This is a genomic window from Romboutsia sp. LXY-2 (genome assembly GCF_056171995.1).
The window spans coordinates 327,816-351,313 of the sequence record NZ_JBKFGI010000004.1; the positions used below are offsets into that span (position 1 = coordinate 327,816).

Annotated in this window: 22 protein-coding genes; 12 read left to right on the forward strand and 10 right to left on the reverse strand. The window is 26.4% G+C overall.

The window, feature by feature from the left end; translation table 11 throughout:
- Window positions 1-824: 824 nt before the first annotated feature.
- Entirely contained in the window at window positions 825-1,676 is an 852-nt protein-coding gene (locus ACI48P_RS09865; RefSeq protein WP_475215207.1) for a DUF975 family protein, read from the reverse strand.
- 247 nt (window positions 1,677-1,923) lie between these two features.
- Window positions 1,924-3,924, reverse strand: coding sequence for a sensor histidine kinase (locus ACI48P_RS09870; RefSeq protein WP_475215210.1), 2,001 nt, complete (start codon window positions 3,922-3,924; stop codon window positions 1,924-1,926).
- 255 nt (window positions 3,925-4,179) lie between these two features.
- On the opposite strand from ACI48P_RS09870, the gene ACI48P_RS09875 reads away from it, so the two are divergent.
- The 8 genes from ACI48P_RS09875 to ACI48P_RS09910 all read left to right on the forward strand — a co-directional run bounded on the left by ACI48P_RS09875 (window position 4,180) and on the right by ACI48P_RS09910 (window position 12,256).
- Entirely contained in the window at window positions 4,180-6,099 is a 1,920-nt protein-coding gene (locus ACI48P_RS09875; RefSeq protein ID WP_475215212.1) for an FUSC family protein, read from the forward strand.
- Between the two features lie 145 nt (window positions 6,100-6,244).
- On the forward strand, window positions 6,245-7,504 hold the full coding sequence (locus tag ACI48P_RS09880; RefSeq protein WP_475215216.1) for a Y-family DNA polymerase: 1,260 nt from the start codon (window positions 6,245-6,247) through the stop codon (window positions 7,502-7,504).
- A gap of 303 nt (window positions 7,505-7,807) precedes the next feature.
- A complete protein-coding gene (locus ACI48P_RS09885; RefSeq protein WP_475215219.1) occupies window positions 7,808-8,764 on the forward strand; it encodes a calcium/sodium antiporter in 957 nt (318 codons plus the stop codon).
- A 403-nt stretch (window positions 8,765-9,167) separates the two neighbouring features.
- Window positions 9,168-9,950, forward strand: coding sequence for an amino acid ABC transporter substrate-binding protein (locus ACI48P_RS09890; protein ID WP_475215221.1), 783 nt, complete (start codon window positions 9,168-9,170; stop codon window positions 9,948-9,950).
- A gap of 15 nt (window positions 9,951-9,965) precedes the next feature.
- A complete protein-coding gene (locus tag ACI48P_RS09895) occupies window positions 9,966-10,577 on the forward strand; it encodes an amino acid ABC transporter permease (RefSeq protein WP_475215224.1) in 612 nt (203 codons plus the stop codon).
- Window positions 10,578-10,589: 12 nt separating this feature from the next.
- Complete coding sequence (locus tag ACI48P_RS09900; protein ID WP_475215226.1) at window positions 10,590-11,216, forward strand: amino acid ABC transporter ATP-binding protein; 627 nt, start codon at window positions 10,590-10,592, stop codon at window positions 11,214-11,216.
- A gap of 114 nt (window positions 11,217-11,330) precedes the next feature.
- Complete coding sequence (locus ACI48P_RS09905; protein ID WP_475215229.1) at window positions 11,331-11,993, forward strand: hypothetical protein; 663 nt, start codon at window positions 11,331-11,333, stop codon at window positions 11,991-11,993.
- A gap of 62 nt (window positions 11,994-12,055) precedes the next feature.
- A complete protein-coding gene (locus ACI48P_RS09910) occupies window positions 12,056-12,256 on the forward strand; it encodes a DUF6440 family protein (protein WP_475215232.1) in 201 nt (66 codons plus the stop codon).
- Between the two features lie 164 nt (window positions 12,257-12,420).
- Here the strand turns inward: ACI48P_RS09910 and ACI48P_RS09915 are convergent, their stop codons facing one another.
- The 3 genes from ACI48P_RS09915 to ACI48P_RS09925 form a co-directional block, all read right to left on the reverse strand.
- Window positions 12,421-13,938 (reverse strand): FAD-binding protein, encoded by a 1,518-nt coding sequence (locus ACI48P_RS09915; protein ID WP_475215234.1) that lies wholly within the window; start codon window positions 13,936-13,938, stop codon window positions 12,421-12,423.
- Window positions 13,939-14,058: 120 nt separating this feature from the next.
- The gene (locus ACI48P_RS09920; RefSeq protein WP_475215235.1) at window positions 14,059-14,661 is read right to left on the reverse strand and encodes a GNAT family N-acetyltransferase; all 603 of its coding nucleotides are present in this window, start codon (window positions 14,659-14,661) and stop codon (window positions 14,059-14,061) included.
- A 65-nt stretch (window positions 14,662-14,726) separates the two neighbouring features.
- Window positions 14,727-15,443, reverse strand: coding sequence for a hypothetical protein (locus ACI48P_RS09925; protein ID WP_475215236.1), 717 nt, complete (start codon window positions 15,441-15,443; stop codon window positions 14,727-14,729).
- 207 nt (window positions 15,444-15,650) lie between these two features.
- Here ACI48P_RS09925 and ACI48P_RS09930 point away from each other — a divergent pair, with 207 nt between their 5' ends.
- Window positions 15,651-16,109 carry a staygreen family protein gene (locus ACI48P_RS09930; RefSeq protein WP_475215238.1) on the forward strand — a complete coding sequence of 153 codons (459 nt, stop codon included), beginning with the start codon at window positions 15,651-15,653 and terminating at the stop codon, window positions 16,107-16,109.
- Window positions 16,110-16,232: 123 nt separating this feature from the next.
- On the opposite strand, the gene ACI48P_RS09935 is transcribed toward ACI48P_RS09930, so the two are convergent.
- From ACI48P_RS09935 to ACI48P_RS09950, 4 genes are all read right to left on the reverse strand, one after another.
- A complete protein-coding gene (locus ACI48P_RS09935) occupies window positions 16,233-16,763 on the reverse strand; it encodes an FmdE family protein (protein WP_475215240.1) in 531 nt (176 codons plus the stop codon).
- Window positions 16,764-16,801: 38 nt separating this feature from the next.
- Window positions 16,802-17,482 carry a hypothetical protein gene (locus tag ACI48P_RS09940; RefSeq protein WP_475215243.1) on the reverse strand — a complete coding sequence of 227 codons (681 nt, stop codon included), beginning with the start codon at window positions 17,480-17,482 and terminating at the stop codon, window positions 16,802-16,804.
- Between the two features lie 209 nt (window positions 17,483-17,691).
- The gene (locus ACI48P_RS09945) at window positions 17,692-18,501 is read right to left on the reverse strand and encodes a carbon-nitrogen family hydrolase (protein WP_475215245.1); all 810 of its coding nucleotides are present in this window, start codon (window positions 18,499-18,501) and stop codon (window positions 17,692-17,694) included.
- A 22-nt stretch (window positions 18,502-18,523) separates the two neighbouring features.
- The gene (locus tag ACI48P_RS09950; RefSeq protein WP_475215246.1) at window positions 18,524-19,033 is read right to left on the reverse strand and encodes a DUF2179 domain-containing protein; all 510 of its coding nucleotides are present in this window, start codon (window positions 19,031-19,033) and stop codon (window positions 18,524-18,526) included.
- Window positions 19,034-19,217: 184 nt separating this feature from the next.
- Between ACI48P_RS09950 and ACI48P_RS09955 the strand changes: the two genes are divergently transcribed.
- The gene (locus ACI48P_RS09955) at window positions 19,218-20,099 is read left to right on the forward strand and encodes a thermonuclease family protein (RefSeq protein ID WP_475215248.1); all 882 of its coding nucleotides are present in this window, start codon (window positions 19,218-19,220) and stop codon (window positions 20,097-20,099) included.
- 75 nt (window positions 20,100-20,174) lie between these two features.
- Here the strand turns inward: ACI48P_RS09955 and ACI48P_RS09960 are convergent, their stop codons facing one another.
- Complete coding sequence (locus ACI48P_RS09960; protein WP_475215249.1) at window positions 20,175-20,309, reverse strand: hypothetical protein; 135 nt, start codon at window positions 20,307-20,309, stop codon at window positions 20,175-20,177.
- A 398-nt stretch (window positions 20,310-20,707) separates the two neighbouring features.
- Between ACI48P_RS09960 and ACI48P_RS09965 the strand changes: the two genes are divergently transcribed.
- A complete protein-coding gene (locus ACI48P_RS09965; RefSeq protein WP_475215253.1) occupies window positions 20,708-22,408 on the forward strand; it encodes a GGDEF domain-containing protein in 1,701 nt (566 codons plus the stop codon).
- A gap of 164 nt (window positions 22,409-22,572) precedes the next feature.
- Window positions 22,573-23,442, forward strand: coding sequence for a C39 family peptidase (locus tag ACI48P_RS09970; protein ID WP_475215254.1), 870 nt, complete (start codon window positions 22,573-22,575; stop codon window positions 23,440-23,442).
- The last annotated feature ends 56 nt before the right edge of the window (window positions 23,443-23,498 follow it).

Sequence of the window (23,498 nt, forward strand, 5' to 3'; positions counted from 1 at the left end):
ATATTGATTTTAACATTGTTACTAAAAGTATATATACAGCTTTAGGTTGTGGATTTGATATATAATAGCATTAATGTCGTTACACTCGTATTTCCATTTATCTATTATACTTCCATATAAGCCCAATTTTTCTAGTTGGAAGATAACCTTATTTAGAGTTTTTACTAATGTCTCTTGATCCTTTGGAAATGCTAAAGATACTTTTTCTATCTAGGATTTTTCAATATTGTATATTCTCTATCAATATTTAACTCTTTAATATAGTGATTTAAAACAGTCTCATCACCAACAACAGCATCTACTTCTCCATCTAATAAATATATTATTGCTACTTTTTTTCCTTTTAGATCCTAGTTTTTGTTAATACTTGTGTTATTTTTAACTTTTAATATATTCCCATTTAATGACTCTAAATGGTCGGTGAAAAGATAGTCTTTAAATCTTTCTTCTGATTTTATTAAGTAAAAAATGGATCATTTTCGACTAGCCACTGTTTTTCTTTTTTATAAATAGGGGTCATCTTTTCAAAGTATTCTTTAATACTTATGTTATATTCAAGTTTTATATAAACATTAATAGTTATAATTATAACGAGAAGTGAGTAAGTTAATCTAATAATGATTATGCTTCTCTTCCTCACAATTTATCTCATTTATTATTTATATAGATGTAAATTCTATTAAAAATAATAAAACCCTACAAAACTTTGTCATTTTAATGACATCGTTATTGTAGAGTTTTATTGTTTCTAGTCAGTTATAGCCATTTACTAGCCTATTAGACATATGCATTATTATGTTTAAGTAATACTATAATAAACAAAGCTACATGTTAAATCCTGGTAATTCATCTCTATTTGTAAATCCATCCTCTATTGCACCCTCACGGAGTACTGCATATAGCTCAGCAAATGTTGATTCTCTATATGGATTAACATAAAATATACCTACTATTCCAAAAGTAATACTTGATAATAAATTCCATCCGATAAAAGATAAATCAAGCACAAAAGCGTCCCACTTTTGACCATCCATCATATGTTTACTTAACTCAAATGCACGACTTCTATCAATTTCTGGATTTTCAGCAAGTATGTATGGAATCATACTATACTCTAAAGATTTATAAATACCTGGTATAAATAGTAGCAATGTCCATAAAAATATAAAAAAGTCTACGCAAAACATTGTCCATGCAGGTTTTATAAATTTTGAGTTCTCAAATAGGAAGAATATATCTCCTATCTTTCTATCTTCTTCTCTAATTCCCATAAAGAAGTTATTCTTTCCTACTATAATAGGATTATAAATTACGGCTCTAATTACTGCACTTAAAATCATAATACTTATCATTACTATTATTATTAATGTTATTGAAAGTGGATGGCTTATAGCATCTAAAATTTTATCAAAGAAACTTCCCATTACTCCTTCTACTGAAAATGTAAAAAATGGGTCAGAATCTATAATAGCTTCATCATAATATTCAAATTCACCTTCGTATTCATAATATTGATTATAAGTTACATTCTTTTGTATAGTATTACTTGCTGAGTTATATCCTCCACTAAATACAGCTCCGATTAAATAAACAATAATACAAACAATTACTGACTGCTTATATACTTTGTTAAAATTAATTTTTGCCGCTTCTTTCAATCCTGCTCTACTCCACATATTCCCCCCTAATATTTTAAATTATTTTATAATTAAATAGTAGTATACACTATTAATAACTTCAACTAGTTCTCAACTTTGGTACAATATTGTAACCTATAAGACTTGGTAGAGTTAATTACATATACATATAATAAATCTAAATAATTTATATTTGCTATACATAAAATGATCCACCTTCATCTACTATTTGTAGCTAATGGTGGATCATTTTATTAGTATAAGTTAATTATATTTAATATGTTTATCATATGTTTTCATTATACTTTTGCTCAAATAACTCATAAATATCTGATAGTTCTAACTGTATCCTTTGCAAATCTACATTATAATCTTTTTCTTTTGTGTTTCCATCTTCATTACATAGCTTATTAGGTAATAAAACTGTAAATTCAGAACCAGCCTTTCCATCGCTTTCTACATATATCTTACCATTCATCAATTCTACAAAGGATTTTACCAAGCTAAGTCCTATTCCACTTCCTTCTTTCTTCCTTCGCATTGACTTATCTCCTTGTACAAACCTATCAAATATTTTTGCTTGAATTATGGGATCTATTCCAATTCCATTATCTATTACCTTAAAGCCTACCCAACCTTCGATATTAAAAGTTTTAACTAATATTGTGCTACCTTTATCACTAAACTTTATAGCATTTGAAAGTAAATTTAAAACAATTCTCTCTAACATATCTAAGTCGCACTTTATATTAATATCTTCTACCTCTGTATCAAATACAATCTCAATATCTTTAATCATCGCATAACTAATAACAGACATAGTCATCTCTTCTATAACCTTTACTATATTGTAGTTTTTAAAATTTGGTGATTTAAACCCTACGTCAAGCTTTGTAATATCAACTATATTATTTATTAATCTAAGCATTCTTTTACAGTTTATATTTATGCATTCACTATACTTAATATAAATATCCTTAAAGTTACTTTTATCTATACTCGAATCTAGTAATTGATTTGTGGAATATAATACATTTAGAGGTGTTCTTAGTTCATGGCTAATATTAGAGAAAAATTCGCTCTTTACTACATCTTCCTTTTTAACTAACTCATACTCTAATAGTGCTTTTTCTAATTTATATTTTGTTGATATATCTTTCACTGTAACTACTTTATATTTTTTATTATTTATTTCAATTAATTGTATAGAAAAATCTAAAATACTATCACTATCTTTTACATATAAGTTTTTTCTATAGCTACCAATGTTATTTAATTCAGATTCTATTACATTCATATCTAAAACATTTTCAAACAATTTTACTATATCAAGCTTATTTCCAATGTCAATATCTATATCATCTATATAGCTTACTTCACTTAAGCTCTCTATAGCCTTCTTATTTTTATAATATATATAATAATTTTCGTCACATATTATAACGTTACTATGTTTATTCTCATCTATAATCTTAATAAATAAACTTCTTTGTTCATCTAATTCTCTATTTTTCTTAATTGACTCACTAAGCTCAATAAATAAACCTATTATATATATGATAAAGCCTAGAATTATAGTGGAGTACCCAATTAATGCTATATTTCTACTGTAAGTAACTATATAAATAAGATCACATATAGATTTCATAGAAAAGATTAACGTACTTGATCCAATTACAGCATATATGTAGTCATTCTTAACAAAGCTTTTTTTGAAAAATTTCATACTTATCCATATATATATTAAAGCTAATAAAACATTATATAACTCATAACATCTAAGAACTTCTCTGCTATATGGCAACATATAATAATACTCTATATAAATAGATGCAAAAGTTATTATACTCACTATAATTAATACTTTTGATTTATTATTTATAATAAAATTTTTAAACTTATTGAGATTCCCTACCGCTATATAAACAATACATAATCTTATGAAAGATGTTAGTATAGCATAATACTTACTTGATTCATCACTTAAATACCCTGTAGTTTTGGAATATATTATATCTATTCCAAACATAATATACATAAGCGATATTATAAATATTTCTTCTTTTTTATTACTATTGTAAGATAGTAAGCAACTTATAATTCCCATAGTTGCTAAAATTAGATTTAATATTACTCTTAAATCTTTTTCTGTAATGTCATATTTAATGTTTATTGATGATAGTCTTACAACGTACAATCCAAAGATAAGTATCGATATAATAAATATACTTACTATATTTAATTTTTTCTGCTCACGAATATTTTTCATTATATTTATATTGTCCATATTTTTTCCCCTTTTGTCCCAATTCTACAAATAAATTATAACACAAATGATTATTTTTCTATATATAATAAATTTGTTACTGCTTTATAACATCACGACTTACACATCCAATTATTTAAATTTAGAATATATAAACTTTAACTTGTATTATAAATGTCATTATCTACATATAATAAAAATTTAGTATTTAGATTAAACTATATAAAATGGTATAATTAGTAAGTAATTTAACTTTTATATACTTTGGAGGTTGGCATGAATAAGAAAAAAATTATTCCAACGACTATAATGTTCTTTGCTATTGTAGCAGTTATAGTTGTTTTTAAATCTATTTTTGGAGACATAAACACATTGGTTGGAGTTTCTGGTATTACAGCTGCTCTTTCATTGCTAGGTACCGACTATACTATTAATCCAATAAAAAGCACCTTTTATTTTGTTTTAATAGAACTTATACTTGGAGTTGGCTCATTTTTATCATCTACTAATGCTTTTTTAGGATTTACTTTAACTTTTGCAGTGATATTTTTTATTTTATACGAATTTACATATAACACTAAAAAACCTACGTATGTTGCTTTTACACTTGGGTATTTCTTTATGCTTTATACCCCTGTAACTATAAATCAACTACCTACGAGATTATTATCACTTACTTTTTGTGGACTTTTTATAATGGCCTTACAGATGATTGTTAACTACAATAAGATTCATAAACAATCTAAAATTGCTATAAAAAAATCAACTGAATCTATAATAAAGCAAATAACATTAATTTTAGATAGCAAAAACTTAGAAGAAATTAATGATTTAACTTATCAAGTCAGTAATATACTTAAAGATTTCTCTTCATCTATCCATAATAGAATGGATAAAGATGTCGAACTCCCTAATTCGTTAAAGCATGAATTATTTATATCGCAATTCTTAGAAAACATTAATATAATACTTCAAGAAATGAAAGTAAATAGTATTAATGATGAGTATAGTAGCCATTTAAATAAATTAATATCATTGCTTAAAGATATTAATACTTTTACAAATGATGATATTAAACTTGAAGCTCTTATTAGCAGCTTTAATAAGTACTTAGATAATAATGAAGATTATAGCTCTAAGTATTACACAATTTATAAATTAAATTATTATGTATATTTATTAAAAGAAGATTTACTTCTGAGGGATGAAAATCTTTCAAAAAGAATATCTGAAGAATATTCTGTTTCAAGTATTGCTAATAATTTTGATAAACTAAAAAATAATTTAAATAAAGATTCTCTTAAATTTACATTTGCTTTTAGAGGTGCATTAATTACTAGCTTAGGTGTTTTATTTGTATCTTTATTTGATATTCCAAACGGTAAATGGCTAGTTTTTAGTTTAATATCTGTAGTTCAGCCTTATCTTGAATCAAGTAAAATAAAAGGAAAAGATAGAATTATTGGTACTATAATTGGGCTAACACTCTTTGAAATTCTATTTGCTTTAGTAACCGATAACTCTTTAAGAACATTAATTATACTATTAACTGGATATATTAGTAACTTCCAAACAGTCTATAAATACCAAATGGTGTGCACAACTATTTCATCTTTAGGTGCTGCATCTATTGGTTCTGATATTAACGAATTAGTATTCTTAAGAATTACTTTAGTATTATTAGGTACATTAATTGCACTATATGCTAATAGGATAATATTCCCTTATAGTATGAATTCTATAACTAAAGATGAAGTTCGAAAGTCAGTTGATCTTAACAAAGAAATAATTTCTATGCTTTATAAAATTGGGCTTGTCAGAGGCAAGATTAGTGAGGATCTTAAGAAAGTCATAACACAAAGTATGCTTATTAATAAAAAAATCGACTTTAATAATAATACTTTGTTATCAGATGACATTGATGAGTTTTTATATTATCAACGTATATTTACTCATAAGCTCCACTTTTTAATAAATAATTCTAAGATTTATTTTAATGAGGATAGTCATTACTTAAATTTATTTTACAAAATAGATATGACTTTGATCAAGGATATGCCTACTAAAGATATTATTGATATTCTGAATAATACAAATAATATTTATGCTAGGTTGATATTAATAGATGCTCTAGAGTTAAAAGAAAACATGAAGACTTTAGTTAAAATATCTAATAATGTATATAACAATATATAACTAGTTTATTTAATTAAAAAAGTAGCAGTAATAAAACTGCTACTTTTTTACTTCTATCTAGTTCGTCATAATAATTGATTTTTGAGAGCAAATGTTTTATTATTTAATAAGAACATTTGTTCTTTTTTGATGGAGGTGCTTATGATTGAACCATAAAAATAGACTTATATTCCATATAGATGTAAATAGCGCTTATTTATCGTGGACTGCTACTCATATGTTACAAAATGGACATAAAACAGATTTAAGAAAAATCCCTAGTGTTATAGGCGGCAACGAAGAAACCAGACATGGTATAGTATTAGCTAAGAGTTTACCTGCAAAAAACTTTCAGATTAGTACAGGAGAAACTTTATTTTCTGCTCGTATAAAATGTAAAAATCTTGTTGTTGTTCCGCCTAACTATAGTTTATTCAAAAGTTGTTCTGACGCTATGGTAAATATACTAAGAGGATATACTCCAAACATACAAAGATTTAGCTGCGATGAATGTTTCTTAGACTTTACAAATATGGAAAAACGATATGATGACCCGGTCAAGCTTGCTCATGAAATTAAAGATAAAATATATGCTGAACTAGGTTTCACTGTAAATATAGGTATATCAACAAATAAACTACTTGCAAAGGTTGCTAGTGATTTTACTAAACCAAATAGAGTCCATACCCTTTATCTTGATGAAATAGAAGATAAAATGTGGCCACTAAAAGTTGGTGAATTATTTGGTGTCGGAAGAAAAACATTAAAAAAATTAAATGATTTGGGTATAAAAACTATAGGTGATTTGGCAAACTGTGATGTGGAAGTCTTAAGATATAAATTAAAAAGTTATGATGTTTTAATTTGGCAGTATGCTAATGGAATAGAAAACTCTGACGTTAGAAAAAGTAATTATATAGCTATGAAAGGTATGGGAAATAGCACAACTACTCACTTTGATATTACAACTAGAGAGGAAGCTCATATGGTTATTAGCTCTCTTTGTGAGACCCTTGGAATGAGACTAAGGAAAAGTTCTTCTTGCTTCAATGTTATAAGTATTCATTATAAAACAGATGCCTTTTTTATTCGTAGAAAGCAAAGAAAGCTTTTTTATAATACGGACACTACATACGACATAAAAAAAGAGGCCTACAAGCTATTTGATGAATTGTGGGAAGGTGAAAGTATTAGACAGGTTGGTGTTCATATTACAGGTCTTAGTAGTAGTACTCAAGTTCAACTTAGTTTATTCGAAGAGAATAACAATGAAAAGAATAAAGCACTAGATAACACCTTGGATAAGTTACGGAAAAAGTTTGGTAATAATTCTATTTGTACAGCAAATTATCTTGATACTTCTCTATCTCCTTTATGTGGAGGAATTGATGAGGATGATTATCCAATGATGTGCAGCTTAATATAATATACTGTCACTTTAATTAAAATTACCATTCTCTTATTTATAAATTAATAATAATTAAGCTAGATATAGATTACTGTAATAATTCAAACTAATATACTATTGACATATTGTAATTTTTGCCATACAATTATTATATTAAATTTAATAGACCCCTGAAGGGGAGTAGCTTTCACTCGTTGATAATCAATCGTCATGACGGATAATATCCCGGTTGATTAGCAAGTTTATAAACTTGTTAGCAAGACCTTCAAAGTAACCTACTATAGGGTTACTTTGTGGGTCTTTTTTTATTAGGAGGTTATTATGTCATTTGTAATTTTAGTTGTAGGTTTTATATTTTTAATTAAAGGTGCGGACTTATTTGTAGAAGGTTCATCTTCTATTGCAAGAAAGTTCAATGTTCCAGTTATGGTAATTGGTCTTACTATTGTTGCTATGGGAACTTCAGCTCCAGAAGCGTCAGTAAGTATTACATCATCACTTATAGGTCAAAACGATATGAGTGTTGCTAATGTTGTTGGATCTAACTTCTTTAACATTCTTATTGTTTTAGGTGTTTCTTCTTTGATTGCTACTCTTCCTGTTGAGAAAAATACTATAAAGAAAGATGCTCCATTCCTTATAATAGTAAGTTTAATGATGTTACTATTTGCTTTTGATTTAAAAATCACTAGAATGGAAGGTATACTATTTTTAGCTGTATTTACATTCTTTATAGTAAACACTATAAAAAGTGCTAAGGCTTCTTATTATGATATTACTTCACTTGAGTCAGAAACTGCTATAGACGCTGATGTTATTGCAGTAAATGATGTATCTATGGTTAAAACTATTATCTTAAGTGTAATAGGTATTATAGGTATAGTATTTGGTGGAGATTTAGTTGTAGATTCTGCAACTGATATAGCAATATCTTTAGGAATGAGTGCTAATCTTGTAGGTTTAACAATTGTTGCTGTTGGTACTTCTTTGCCTGAGTTTGTTACTTCTGTTGTGGCTGTTAGAAAAGGTGAAACAGAAATAGCAATTGGTAATGTCGTTGGTTCTAATTTATTTAATATATTATTTATTTTAGGATTGGCTTCTACTATTAGCCCTATAACACTAAGCTTTATATCTCTTATTGATGTTATATTTATGGTATTTGTTACTGTAATACTTTACTTATTTATGAAAAATAAAAATTCTCTTACTAAAGTTCATGGAATAATTTTTATAGTTTCATATGTTTTATATCTTTCTTATACCATCATAAGATAATAAAAAACTTACTTGCCATTCCTCAGTTTAACGTTGATATAGCACTAATGTATTAGTGAATTTAATAAGTTTTCTTAATAAAAATAAAATTTTTTCTTGCTTTTTATGATTTATTAGTATATTATTGTTTTTAAATAAAAAATAATCAAATGGAGGAATGGTGTTATGATAATATTATTAAATACAAAATTAAATACAAAATTAAATCATCATCACCATCATAGAAATAAGGGATTGTAATATGAAAATTAATTCATAGATACAAGCCCTTTTCGTGTTATAAAAACGAGGCTTGTATCTATGGTGGTATATAAATAACAAATTATAAACCATATAGGTATAAAGCCTATATGGTTTTTTTACGTTCTAAAAGATTATTAATAAATTCAAAGGAGATTGAGTTATGAAAAAAGTAATAAAAAAATATGGTTTAATATTATTAGTTTTAATTATGTCATTAGTAGGAGTTGGATGTACTAAAAATGAAAAATCAGATACTGAGGTAGTTATAGGGTTTGATAATACATACTTCCCTATGGGATTTATAGATGAAAATGGTGATACTGTAGGATTTGATATTGACTTAGCAAGAGAGGCCTTTAAGAGATTAAACATTAATGTAGTATTCCAACCTATAGACTGGTCTATGAAAGAAACTGAATTAAACACTGGAAATATAGATATTATCTGGAATGGTTATACACTTACAGAAGAAAGAAAGAAAAAAGTATCTTATACTGATCCATATATGAAAAATAAGCAACTAATAATAACTTTAAATAATTCAGAGATAAAAAATAAAAGTGACTTATATAATAAATCAGTTGGTACTCAGCAAGGTTCTTCTGGACTTGAAGCAATAGAAAAGGATACAAAATTAATAAATAACTTACAAGGTAAAAAACCTGTATTATACGATACTTTTGACAAAGTATTTAGAGACTTGGAAGCAGGAAGAATTGATGCCATTGTAGCAGATGAAACTTTAGCAAGATACTATATAAGCAAAAAAGGTGAAGAAAAATACAAAATACTAGAAGATAATTTTGGTGAAGAAAGCTATGTTGTAGCCTTTAGAAAAGATGATACTACTCTTCGTGATAAAGTTAATAATTCTATAACTGAATTAAAAGAAGATAAAACATTTGATGAAATATACAATAAATGGTTTGGTTTAAATAACTAGGGAAGGATGAAAAAAATGATAGAAGGATTAACAGTTACTCTTTCAGTGTTTTTTATAACACTTATAATATCAATTCCATTAGGAATTATAGTTGCTTTTATGAGAATGTCTAACAATAACCTTATTAAACAAATCGCTAGATTTTATATATTAGTACTTAGAGGCACTCCCCTACTACTACAATTAATATTTATATTCTTTGGTTTGCCATTTGTAGGAATTGTGTTTGATAGGTTTAGCGCTGTCATAGTTGCTTTTAGTTTAAATTATTCAGCATATTACGCGGAGATATTTAGAGGTGGTATTGAGTCTATTGATAAAGGTCAGTACGAAGGTGCTTTAGTACTTGGAATGAGCAAGAGTAATATGTATCGTAGAATAATATTTCCACAAGTGATTAAAAGAATACTTCCAGCTATGTCTAATGAAGTAATAACACTAATAAAAGATACTGCTATTGTATATACTATAGGTCTTAATGATATATTACGAATTGCACAGATCGCTCAAAATCAAAAAGCTAGTTTATTACCTTTAGTAAATGCCGGATTAATCTATTTAGTATTAATAGGTATAATAACTTACTTATTTAAAAAGATTGAAAATAAATATTCATATTACATTTAGGAGATTGAGACAATGTTAGAAATTAAAAATTTAAATAAATCCTTTGGAACTAATAAGGTACTTATAGATTTATCTTTTAAACTAAAAAAAGGTAAAGTCGGTGTACTATTTGGAAAATCAGGTGCGGGTAAAACTACTATCCTTAGATGTTTAAATGGATTAGAAACATTTGATAGTGGTGAAATAATTATAGATAATGAAGTCATAAATAATTCAAAAGATATAAATAAAGTAAGAAATAATATGGGAATGGTATTTCAAAACTTTAACTTATTCCCTCATATGTCTGTTCTAGAAAATTTAATAGAAGCACCAATAAGTGTTTTGAAAATTCCTAGAGAAGACGCTATTTTAAAAGCTAAGGAACTATTAGAATTGGTAGATATGGGTGATAAAATAAATTCATATCCTCATGAATTATCAGGTGGTCAAAAACAAAGGGTTGCAATAGCTAGGGCTTGTTGCTTAACGCCTAAGGTACTATGTTTTGATGAGCCTACTTCTGCTCTGGATTCTGAATCAATAAACAAAGTTTCTAAAATAATTAATGATCTAAAATCTAAAGGAATTACTATTTTAATAATAACCCACGATAAGAATTTTGCTGATGAGATAAATGATAAAATTATAAATATATAAATATAAATAGTTACTTATTAAATATAGATATTTTCATAATTTCACCATGTACCCTCTATAATTATTTATAATTTATTGTATAAAGTCTAACTATCATTATAGGGGGAGAAATTTATGGATAAAAAAACCGTGGGAATAATAGTTAAAAATGATTATGACGATGTACTTTATCATGAAAGTAGCTTTTTTATAGAAATAGATATCAATAAAAAAGATGATTTAAAATTAATATTAAAAGATAAACTTAGTGAAATCCTAGATAAAAAAGCATTTAGAATAGATAAAGTTTCTAAAAAAATATCTAAGCTTAATTTATCAAATGAAGGCAATAATCCAGAGTATATGATTATGTACTTAGTTAAAGTTTATATGTATAGTGATAATTCAAATTTTTTACCTAAGGAAGATATTTTAGACAATATATCTATACCTTTATATAAAGACTATTATTTAAAGTATATTATAAGATATAACAAGTATCGTTCTTTAATAGAATCTTATATATCCATTATTATTTATACATTATGTGCTATGGTCATACTAGATTTTCCTTTTGAGATTACATTTAATATTACATTCGATAACTTTTTGCTTATTATGCTTATGTACGTTGCACTACCAATATTTATATTAAATAAATTTATAATTCCTAGCATTTTAAACTATTTGATTAATTATGATATAAATGAAAGCACTTTTAAGATAAGTAATTGGATATATAGAATAGTACTCCTTGTAATTTTATTTGTTTACCTTAAAGATATATGGATTCAATAATACTTGAAAATCCTATGTATAATTGATAATAGTATAAACTATAATATAGCGGAGGGTATTTTATGTTTGGAAAAGAAAAAAAGGAAAAAAGATTTGTTATTAAAGAAGAACAAGCTTTAGTATTTGGTGCAGTATATGTTGTTGTTGACACCCATACAGGAGTTAATTATTTAATGACAATAGGTAGTGGGCCTAGTGGAATGACACCATTATTGGATTCTGATGGTAAGATTGTAATAGATAAGTCTGAATTTAGTAAGTAGATCTAATAAACAATAATAATGTTAGGCTAACTAATAGTCAAAAAGTAATGCTTATATTCAACATGCTATACATGTATAATATGTTATATATAAGCATTTTTTCTTTTTATTGGTACTTATGTAACTTATATCCATTAGAAAACCTAATTATTTATATTATTTAATTAATCAACTCTACAATGACAACCAATTGATTTATTTTGCTTTATCATAGAATCAAGTAATATCTTAGAAAAATTAATATAACTTTCTAATATTGACTTGTCGCCTCTATTTAATTTAATATTAGCCGTTTCCATTTCTATATTATCTATTTCATTTCTTGCTTTATCTATACTTTCCTTACTTCTAAGAATAGATACCTCTTCATACATAACTTCTCTAATTTTTAAAATTGAATCTTTAAATATACGATAGTCTTTTGATTCCTTTTCATAATTTATATCATATTTAATATCAAAGTCTACAAATTCATTATCCTTGCAATGCTCACTAGCATTTTCTCCTGCAACTTTTCCAAATACTAAAGCATTTACAGTAGATAGTCCACCTATTCTATCTGCTCCATGTACTCCTCCTGTAGCTTCTCCACAAGCAAATATTCCACTTATATTAGTACTTGCTTTTTCATTTATCTTAAAACCACCGTTACAAGCATGAGCAAAAGGCGTAATGTATATCTTTTCATCTGTTCCTATATTAGACTCTTGAATCCACTTAAAATAGTTATATATTAAAGTATCATTTATACTTTCAATATTATCAGGGTATTTAAAATATGCACTTTCTTTATCTTTTTTATAGTACTCAAATAATGTTTTATCTATAATACTTGATTTTAATCTAGTAGTAAAAGGTCCATATGTAGCTCTTTCATTTAATAAAACGTTTGCATCATCAATACTATTTAATATATCATTGCCGTCTTTATCCTTAAGAGTAATGTATTTAAACACCCTTTCATTAAATATGGTCTTATACATAGGCTTTAAATAAGCTGGTATAAATTGAATAAATTCTAAGTTAGTAAGCTCACAACCTATTCTATTTCCTAAATACTGAATTATAGGTGAATCAAGCTCTAGAGAAACGTTATGTTTAAACAAGCAAGTATATCCACCAGACGCTATTATTATAGCTTTAGATTTTAGTAACTCTATACTATTATCTTTCTTTTCAACTAAAACCCCTTTAGAATAATCTCCTTCATTATACAAATCAATAACCTTTGTTTTATCTAGCAAAGTGAAATTGTCGTCATCCAAAATATTATTAAATACTTCTTTTGCACTTTTAAAATCAAATCCAAACCACTTTCTCTTATTTGAGTCAAAGCAAGGTACAACTCCACCTTCATCAACTGACGGTTTAAAATTCACCCCTTGGCTAGATAATAAGTTTATTTCATTTTCTATATTTTCAACTAAGATTCTACTAAGATTTTCATCAGATAAGTTACAACCAACTTCTTTTATTTTATTAAGTAAGTTATATTTATCTTCCTCATCTTTAGGTGCAACCATACCTAACCCCCATGTTTTAGGATAAAAGCTGGCACCAGAACAAAAACTTTTTGATGTTATCATACAGACTTTTAATTTGCTTTTTAAAATTTCTTGTGTAGATCTTAATCCACCTAATCCTGATCCTATTACAATCACATCAAACACTTCATTTTTCATACGAATTCCCCCTAGCATGTGCAGTGTAAATAAAATTTTTTTTCATTTTTCGCAATTAACTTTTATAATAACATATAACAATCTACTTTGGAAGGTATTCTAATATAAAAAGACCTAAAACTATTTAGCTTTAGGTTCTCTTATCATACAATATTGAAATAAAGTTTCATATCTTTGTTCTTTGACAACTTCAAATCCAAGTTTTTTGTATATCTCTACATTAACAGGATTTTGAGTCTCAAGTGTTGTTAATAAATTTCTATTATCAGCTTCTTCAAAAACTTCATTTATTATAGCTTTTGCTAAGCCTTTATTTCTATGATTTTCGTCTACTACAATTAAGTCTATGTGAATGAATTTACCTTTAATAAATTCTTTTATCCATGCTGATGAATTATTGTGTATAGCTTTTATAAAAGAAGTAAATTCTCTAACAGATATATACTTCATCATTTTACTTAATGTTATCGAGTATATTATTAAATCCTTTATTTGCTTTAACTTACTTACACCACTATCATCATAAAATATATATCCTATAGCTTCTTTATTTTTAGTAGGTGCTACTATAGTTCCTATGGGATACATATTTATATAACTGTAAAAAAAGCATTCTAGCGCTTTTAACCTACTTTCATCATTAGGTAATATATGAGTGTATAGTGTATCACTATAGAATTCTTTTGCTAGCATTTTAGCTATTTCTTTTCTTGATATATTCAAGTCTTTCTCGGTAAATAAAATAATTCCAACTCCCTAAATTTGATAATCTATATCAATAATAATCTTTATTTTAAATTCTTTACAAGATTATCTATTGGTTGCATTCTATCTAAGTAGTACCACTTACATTCTGTATCTATAAGCTTAGCAAACTCAGATTTTTTATCATATCCTTGCGCCTTTTTATTATAGAATTTAAATTCTTTTTTACCATCTTTATTTTTTACTGTTTCGTATCTAAGTTCATTTATAAATTTATAATCTAAATAGCCAAATATTTGAACTCTTTCTATTTCATATAAATCTTTTATTATATGTCTTTTAACTTTATCTTTATTGTCTTCCATTTCTAAATTCAAATGAACTCCAACATAATAGTTCTTTTTATTTTTCTTATTTATAAATTCACTTTTATCTATTATAAGTCTAGTGTGTATTCCTTTAGCTATTGCGCTTTTAATTCCTATTTTATTTTTATCCATTAAAGATAAATCTTTATCATTTTTTACTAAATAGTTTATAACTGCACACTCAGATATTTTTTCTACAAATATTCTTTGTATTCCGATTTCCCTTTGAAGGTTTTCATCTTTTATTTCTCTAGGTACTAAGTTCATGTAATCATTAGATTCTTCAACTGCTTTTTTTGCTAACTCTATCGACTTTATTACTTGCTCTGGTGTTACATTAACTGATTTAGTGTTTAACTTATCAAATCTTTGTTTTATTCCTATATTTTTAACAAATACTTCGTATTTACTATTTGGTGATATATAATTCATTGTATTCTCCTTAAACTTTTGTATTTTATTATAATAACATATTATGACCTAAGAAGTAAAAAGTAATTATTACTTCTTAGGTCATATTTAAGTTTATATTTCTAGTATTTATAAAAATAGGAATATAATTAATTACCTTATATGTTAACAAATACAATAGTTATTTTATATTATGTATTATTGAGAATATGTTAGGATGGTGATTCTATGCAATTTAACCCAGATAAATTAGAAACTACTTTTATGGAGCCTATTACACCTTATGATCCTATTGAAGGTAGAAAATACACCCTTACTCATTCTGACGAAACTGGAATGATGTTTTTAGACATAGCAAATAGTTTTAACTATGGCGTTATTAATAAAGATTTAAGAGATGAGCTTCTAGGAGCCTGGAAAAAATATGATGATAATACTTACAAATTATTTTTTTATGCATTTGTAGGAAATGCTGACTGTTTCACATCACTTATAAAATATAACGCCTTTCAAAGTCATATGAGCTTGGCGATACAAGCAGTTATCTATGGAGACAAAGACTTGTTTTTAAAAAACAGTTATCTACTTGATTCTCCTATTTATGTTAAATTTGATTCTTCTGTTCCTATTTTTAATGACTACAAGAATTATGGATATGTAAGAGACTATATGCCTTCTTTAAATTAAAAATCATAAATATATACTATTTTTATTAAAGTTATTATAACTCTAGTACATTAAATTATATAATATTAAAGCTCACATCATTATAATGTGAGCTTATTTTCTATCATTTTAATTATATAGTATTTATAATTCTACATAAAATCTTTTATATTCTTCGAAGCAATCTAAGCATACTTTTTTATTATTTTGTATCCTTATTAAATGCTCTGATGTTTTTTCTCCACACTTTTCACAAAATACTGAGTTAAATATTCTTGCTTTTTCTGGTAGCTTTATATTAGTTTCGCTTGATGTAAATAATTTAGTAGCTTCTGTCTCTAAAAGATACTTTTTATATTCGCTTCTATCCATCTGAGCTACAGATGAATTTAAAACTAATCTTACTGATTTATTATTTTTCCTATTATAAAAATGATATACTGACTTTCCAGTTAACCTTATTATTAAATTTCCTTTTCCAATTGTACATTTTAATAATGCTTGTATAGCATCTACTCCACATGCATCATTTTCTGATATACACACAAGTTCTTCATCTTCAGAGTCATTGCAACCTAAGCATTCTCTTGCTGCTATCGCTGCTTTAAATCCTATTGCTAGACCTGGACACTCGTGCCCATGAAATTTTACAACTTCTTCCCATAGTTTTTCCATATTTTATCCCCCATCTATCAAAATACTTAATTAATTTATCAATATATTATTTTCTCTAGGTTTAAAATCATACCTATTTTTAATGTATTTTTATCTATAGATATATCGTTAATAATCATACTTTCAAAATTACTTTTATCTACTATAACCTTTCCTTCTTCATACTTAACTTTAAGTTCCTTGTCTTCTGGGAACCAGTCTTTAACAAAGCTTTCAACTCCTATATTTACTATCCAATCAGCTATTTTCAAATCTAAAAACTTAAAATCATAAACTTTTAATATTAAATTTTTAGAACTATCTAAAGATGGCTTTACCTTAGCTTCTATAGGTGTTTTAATAAATGAATTAACCTTATAGGTAGTTGTTAAGCATATATATCCATCCCCTATATCTATATGAGTATCTTCCATTTTACTATTTTCAGTGTCTTTTAAAAAGTAATCAACACCTTTTAATATAGATTCCCTTGGAGCTATAAACTCTCCTTTTAATCCTACTGGATTCGATATAAGTTCTACTTCATTAGCTTTTAATCCTGCGATTTCTTTTAAAAATGCTAGCTGTTTATTTAGTATTTGTTCCTCTTCAGGTTTAATATTTTCTATCTTATCATTAATTTGATCATTATCAGAGTTTTTTGATTTAATTAATACAAATGCTCCAGATAATACTATAATAGAAACTGTAATAGCAATTATTATATTTTTATTTTTCATATCTGCTCTCCATTAAATGTTATCATGATATTATTTTTTATTATTTATTATATCATAATTGTATTTATAGATATGTTAATAATTTACTATTATTTTCTAACTAATTTCAGAAAAATAATTAATATTACAATTTCTTTCTATGACTAGAATAATATATAACATATTTTAAATATATCTCAAAATTTTCTACTATAATAAATTATCTACTCCTACAGTAATTTATCTATATGTTTTTTATATGCCTTGGTTTGTCTATCTACATACATGGGAACTATATTTCTTACTTCATTTACTTTATTTAAATTTATATTGGTTGAAATAATTTTTTCACTATCATCACCTTCTACTACTATCTCTCCCCATGGATCAACTACTACAGAGTGACCAAAATAGCTATCCTTCTCTGCATACCCTACTCTATTACACGCAAAAATGTATAGTTGATTTTCAATAGCCCTTGCTTGTATTAGTGTTCTCCAGTGATTAACTTTTGGATTTGGGAAGTTGGCTACTATAATAATAATATCCGCTCCACTAAGTGCATAGATTCTTGATAACTCCACAAATCTAATATCATAACAAGTCATCATTGCAACTTTCCCAAACTCCGTATCAAACACAGGCATCTTTTCTCCATTCTCAAAGGCAACATCTTCATTAGTTGGAGTAAAAAGATGGATCTTTCTATATTTTGATAATATCTTTCCTTCCCTATTTATGTAAAATACTGTGTTATAACATTTTCTACCATCTTTTTCAGGTATAGAACCTGTAACTATATTTACATTATATTTTTTTGCTAGATCTTTAAGTAAAGAAATAGTTTCTCCATCTTCATTTTCTAAGTATAAGTCTATATTTTCAAATACTGATTTTGTAAATCCAGTGGTACAAGTTTCTGGTAGTATTATTAAGTCAGGATTATCTTTTATAGAGTCTGCTACTAATTTTTTGATTTTTTCTCTATTCTCTTTTGGAGATTTATGTATTATATCCATTTGAATCATACTTACTTTCATGTTATTCCCCCCCCTAATAAATTTATCTTTTATATAAATAGCCACCCTTAAATTGGGTCAAGTCATATGATACTATAAACGCTTTTGGATCTATATCTTGTGTCATTTCTATTACTTCCTTTTCTCTTATTCTATGAGTCAGCACCTCTATCCTGTATCTAGCTTCATTATTTATTCCACTTCCTACAAATGTGGTAGCTCCAAATTTACACGCTCTAAGACTCTCAGCTAAAAGGCTATTTTCTTGTGTTGAGTTAATTTGAATAACTCTATAACCTATAGCTAGTTTAGATTCTAATTTACTTCCTAAGAATATTCCAATAGCATAACCAAGTACATAAGCTATTATATTGTACATATTGGTTAGGTCAGAAAACACTATTCCTAAACTAACAATGTAAATAATAGATTCTAAAAATCCTACCAATGGAGCTTTTTTAGTTTCACCCTTTACTACTAAGGTAGTCCTCAAAGTTAATATGGGAACATATATCAACTGTAATACAAATATCCCAATAGCTTTTACTAGCACAAAATTCCCCCTTATCCTAAACTATAGTTATCTTCTCTTAATATTATATTTACATATTTATACAATAATTCATAAGTATATTTTTTATGTTTAAGAACGTTCGTTTGTGTATTTTGTCTAATAATGTTAAAATATATCTAAATTACTAAATATATTTACATAAAATGTTAAAGGAGAAATATCAATGAAGTTTTTTAAATCAAATAGAATAAAATCGTTAATATTATCAGGTGCACTGGCACTTTCAATATTTATTACAGGATGTTCTAGTAATAATGAGCAAAATAATTTAGGAAACTCTAATAATAACGTTAAAACAGAATCTAATAATACGGTAGTAAAAGACTCTAGCAATGGTGATGATTCTAATACCTCAGAGGTTCCAAAAGGATCAGTTGAGGCAATAGTTGAAAGAGTTGTAGATGGTGATACTATGAAATTAAAGATAAAGGAAACTGGCGAAGTGGTTACTTTAAGGCTATTATTAGTGGACACTCCAGAATCAGTAAAGCAAGGTGTAGACCCACAACCATATTCAATAGAAGCCTCAAACTATGCTAAAGATGCTTTAAAAGCAAATGATACAGTATATATTGAGTATGATGAGGGAGATAAAACAGATAAGTATGATAGACATTTGGGTTATCTATGGTTCTACTCTAAGGAGAATTCTAGCTGGGAAATGTTTAATGAAGACATAATATCTAAAGGATATGCAAGAGTTGGATATGTGTATTCTCAAAAAAGACATTTAGATAAATTGAATGCAGCTCAAGATAAGGCTAAGTCAGAGAATTTAAATATTTGGTCTGTTCCTGGCTATGTAACTAATAAAGGATACGATGTAGAATCCTATAATAAAAATAAGGCTTCTAATAACTCTACTTCATCAAGTAATCTAGATAACTCTTCTAATAAATCTAAAATAGTTTATGCAAATGGAGGTACATCTAGTTCTAACAAGTATCATGCTACTAAAGATGCACACAATATGAAAGGTTCTATAGAAATGAGTGAAGATAAAGCAAAATCTGAAGGATATTTACCTTGTGGAACATGCTTCTAAATAAGTATTTTCTAAGATTTTTAATAAAATTATATTGCCCCCGTATTTAAATATTACGGGGGTAATTCTTATATTTTAAGGGATGATTGATTTTGCCCAATCTTCATATCTATATTTTATTCTCCATAACATATCTGTTAATACTCTGAATCCACTTTTGCTTATTCCATATTGATAATAAATTTCTACGTTATTTATTTTTTCTGCCATTTCTTTTCTCATAAAAATTTTATATCCATCAGATTTAAATATTTCATCTTTCTCTGTAGGCTCATCCAGAGCTACATCCCATACAGGACCTCGTCAACCAGATATTCTACGTATATAAATTCTAAATGATTTGTCAATTTTCCCATTTTCCTCTAATAACTTTTCTATTTGTTTCTTCGCACTGTCATGAATATTAAAAATCATTTTTTCACCTTCTTTGTTATTATTTATAAAAATCCTTCACATATATTATTTGTAGGATTTAATAATACATCCTATTTTCATCCTAAAATAAAATGGAAATTATATATTCTATATAATACCATGGGATAATGGTTAATAATACCACAATATGATATACTGTCATAGAATTTTAATAAAAAAATGGGAGTTATGTTATGCTAGATAATAGATTAAATAAAGTATTAGTCATCACAACATCTTTTATTGTGTTGTTAGCTACCTTTACTTTAGGAATTACTTTATATAATGAAAAGAAATTTACATATGATAAAAATACTCTAAAAAAGATAGGTATTACAGGTAATTATATTATAAATAATGAAAATAAAAGCTATCCATTACCAGATGATGGTAAGCTAAATCTTAGTGGACGAAATTCAGTGGTTATAGAGGGACACTTTACCAAAGATATTCCAATTAATACTCAACTTATTATGAGAATTGATAATATGATGGTTAAAATATTTGTTAATAATGAAAAGTTCTATTCTTTTGGTGAAAATGATACTTTTTTAAGTTATGCTAAATCCGCTGGAAACCTATGGACTTCTTTTGTATCTCCAGGCATAAAAATAACTGATAATATTAGAATAGAATTATATAACGTCTATACTGATCATGTAGATACAACATTTTCTAGCTTTCTAAACAGTATCTATACAGGATATGAAAGTTCTTTAATTTTAAATAATATTAGTGAAGAATTTCTTAATGGTTTTATATCCATATTTGTTGTTTGTGTGGGAATTATTTCCATTGGACTTGCATGTATTATGATGAAACTTAAAAAGCCTATGGGTAAATTAATAACCTTTGGAGGCTTATGTATAAGTAGTGGTATTTGGTGTTTTTTAAATTTCAATATTCAAAATTACCTATTTCCTTACCCAATTTTTAATAATAGCTTAGATATAATTAGTTTGTTGTTCAGTATGTTTTTCTTGATTTCACATTTTGCTCTTTACCTGAATGGTAAGGGCAAATTTATCTTATTCGGTTTATCAGGAACATTTCTTGTAGCTATTGCTTACACAACAGTTATGCAGTTTCTAGGTATAAAAGATTATTATGAGCATTTATTTTTAATACAAAGTGTATGTCTTATTTATACTCCGATTATTGTAGTTTGTATATTTTACGATAAGGTAAAGCTAAAAAATAATGATATTAACAAACTGCTTTTTACTACTATTATTTTAGCTATAGGTATAATGGGTGATGCTATTTGTAATATGCTAGAGCTTATTCCTTATATGTTATGGTTCAAAATTAGCTATGGTATATTCATTGTCCTTCAGTTTATAAATATAACAAAAATAATTAGAAGTTCTCTTTTAGAAAGTGCGAGAATTCAAGTATTAGAGGAACTTGCTTATCAGGATGGACTTACAAAAGTTAAAAATAGAACAGCTTATTTGAAAAAGGTTGAAAAAATTAAAAAGGACTTAAATAAAGAATTATCTCTTGATATTTTTGTATTTGATATTAATAATTTAAAAATAGTCAATGATACATTGGGACATGAATCTGGTGACCAACTTATTAAAAGAGGCGCTGATATTCTTGTAAAAGTCTTTGGAAAAGATAGTATTTATAGAATAGGTGGAGATGAGTTTGTAGTTATTAAAGAAAATAAATCTAGTGAAAATAGTATAAAATTTATCAAGTATCTTGAACAAGAAATTAAAAATAATAATTGTGATAACTTAAGTCAACCACATATTAGTTTAGCTTTTGGAGTTTCAGTATATGATACTAATAATCATACTTCTTATGAAGATGCTTTTTCAAAAGCAGACAAAGATATGTATGAAAATAAAGCTAGAATGAAAAGGAAAATAAAATCTATATATTAATCTTATCTTTTTAATATTATTAATTAGTAAAGCTTATCTAAAGAAGTGATAATTTTTTTGGATATGCTTTTTTATTTTTCAAAAACTTTTATTTGCATTTTTCTGTAGAAATATGTTATTTTAATAAGATATTTGTATTATTTAATATGTAGGGGGATTCTTTTATGAATAAAAACTTTAATATAAAGAAGTATACACTGGGTTCATTAGGCTTGGTTGTGGTTATGGGATTAATTTTTGCTTCTCTTCCAATAAACATTCGCAGTAATGGTCATAGTACAGAAGGTAAGTATGTATTATCTGATGAGCAAATGTCTAGTCTTAACTTAGATGACGAAAATATTAAAAGTTTGCTTGATTTATATAATAAAAATGATAGTAATATAAAAAAGGATGATCTAGTTAGTGTTTTAAAAAACGTTGATCTTATTCCTCCAGAACTTATAAAGTTAGCAGCGAAAAATAATGAAGCTCTTGACTTTGTTTCTAATTATCCATCTCATGAAAATACTGATGATATTTCAATAGAAGATGATTATACGCCTGGTGAAATTCCTTTATTTTTACAATGGGATGAAAGATGGGGGTATAGTAAATATGCAGATGAATTTATGGCTATTAATGGATGTGCTCCTACTTCTTTAGCTATGGTTATAGTTGGCCTTACAGGAGATACTTCTCTAAACCCTAAAGTCGTTGCTGATTATTCATACAATAATGGATTTTATGAAGATGGTGTAGGTACTAGTTGGGATCTTATGGTTAAAGGTGCTAATCATTTTGGTATTGATAGTAAATACTTATATATAAATAAACCATCAATTTTATCTTCTATAAAAAAAGGTAATGTCGTAGTTGCATCTGTTAAGCCTGGGATATTTACTACTACAGGTCACTTTTTAATTGTAATTGGTATAGACGAAAATGGCAAATTAATAATTAATGACCCTAATAGTAAGATAAATTCATCTACTACATGGGATGTTGATGTCTTTCTTAACGAAGTAAAAGCTTTATGGGAAATGAGCGTTTAGTATATATTAAATATAAATAATAAAAAACTGTATCTTAGCATATTATACAAATAATT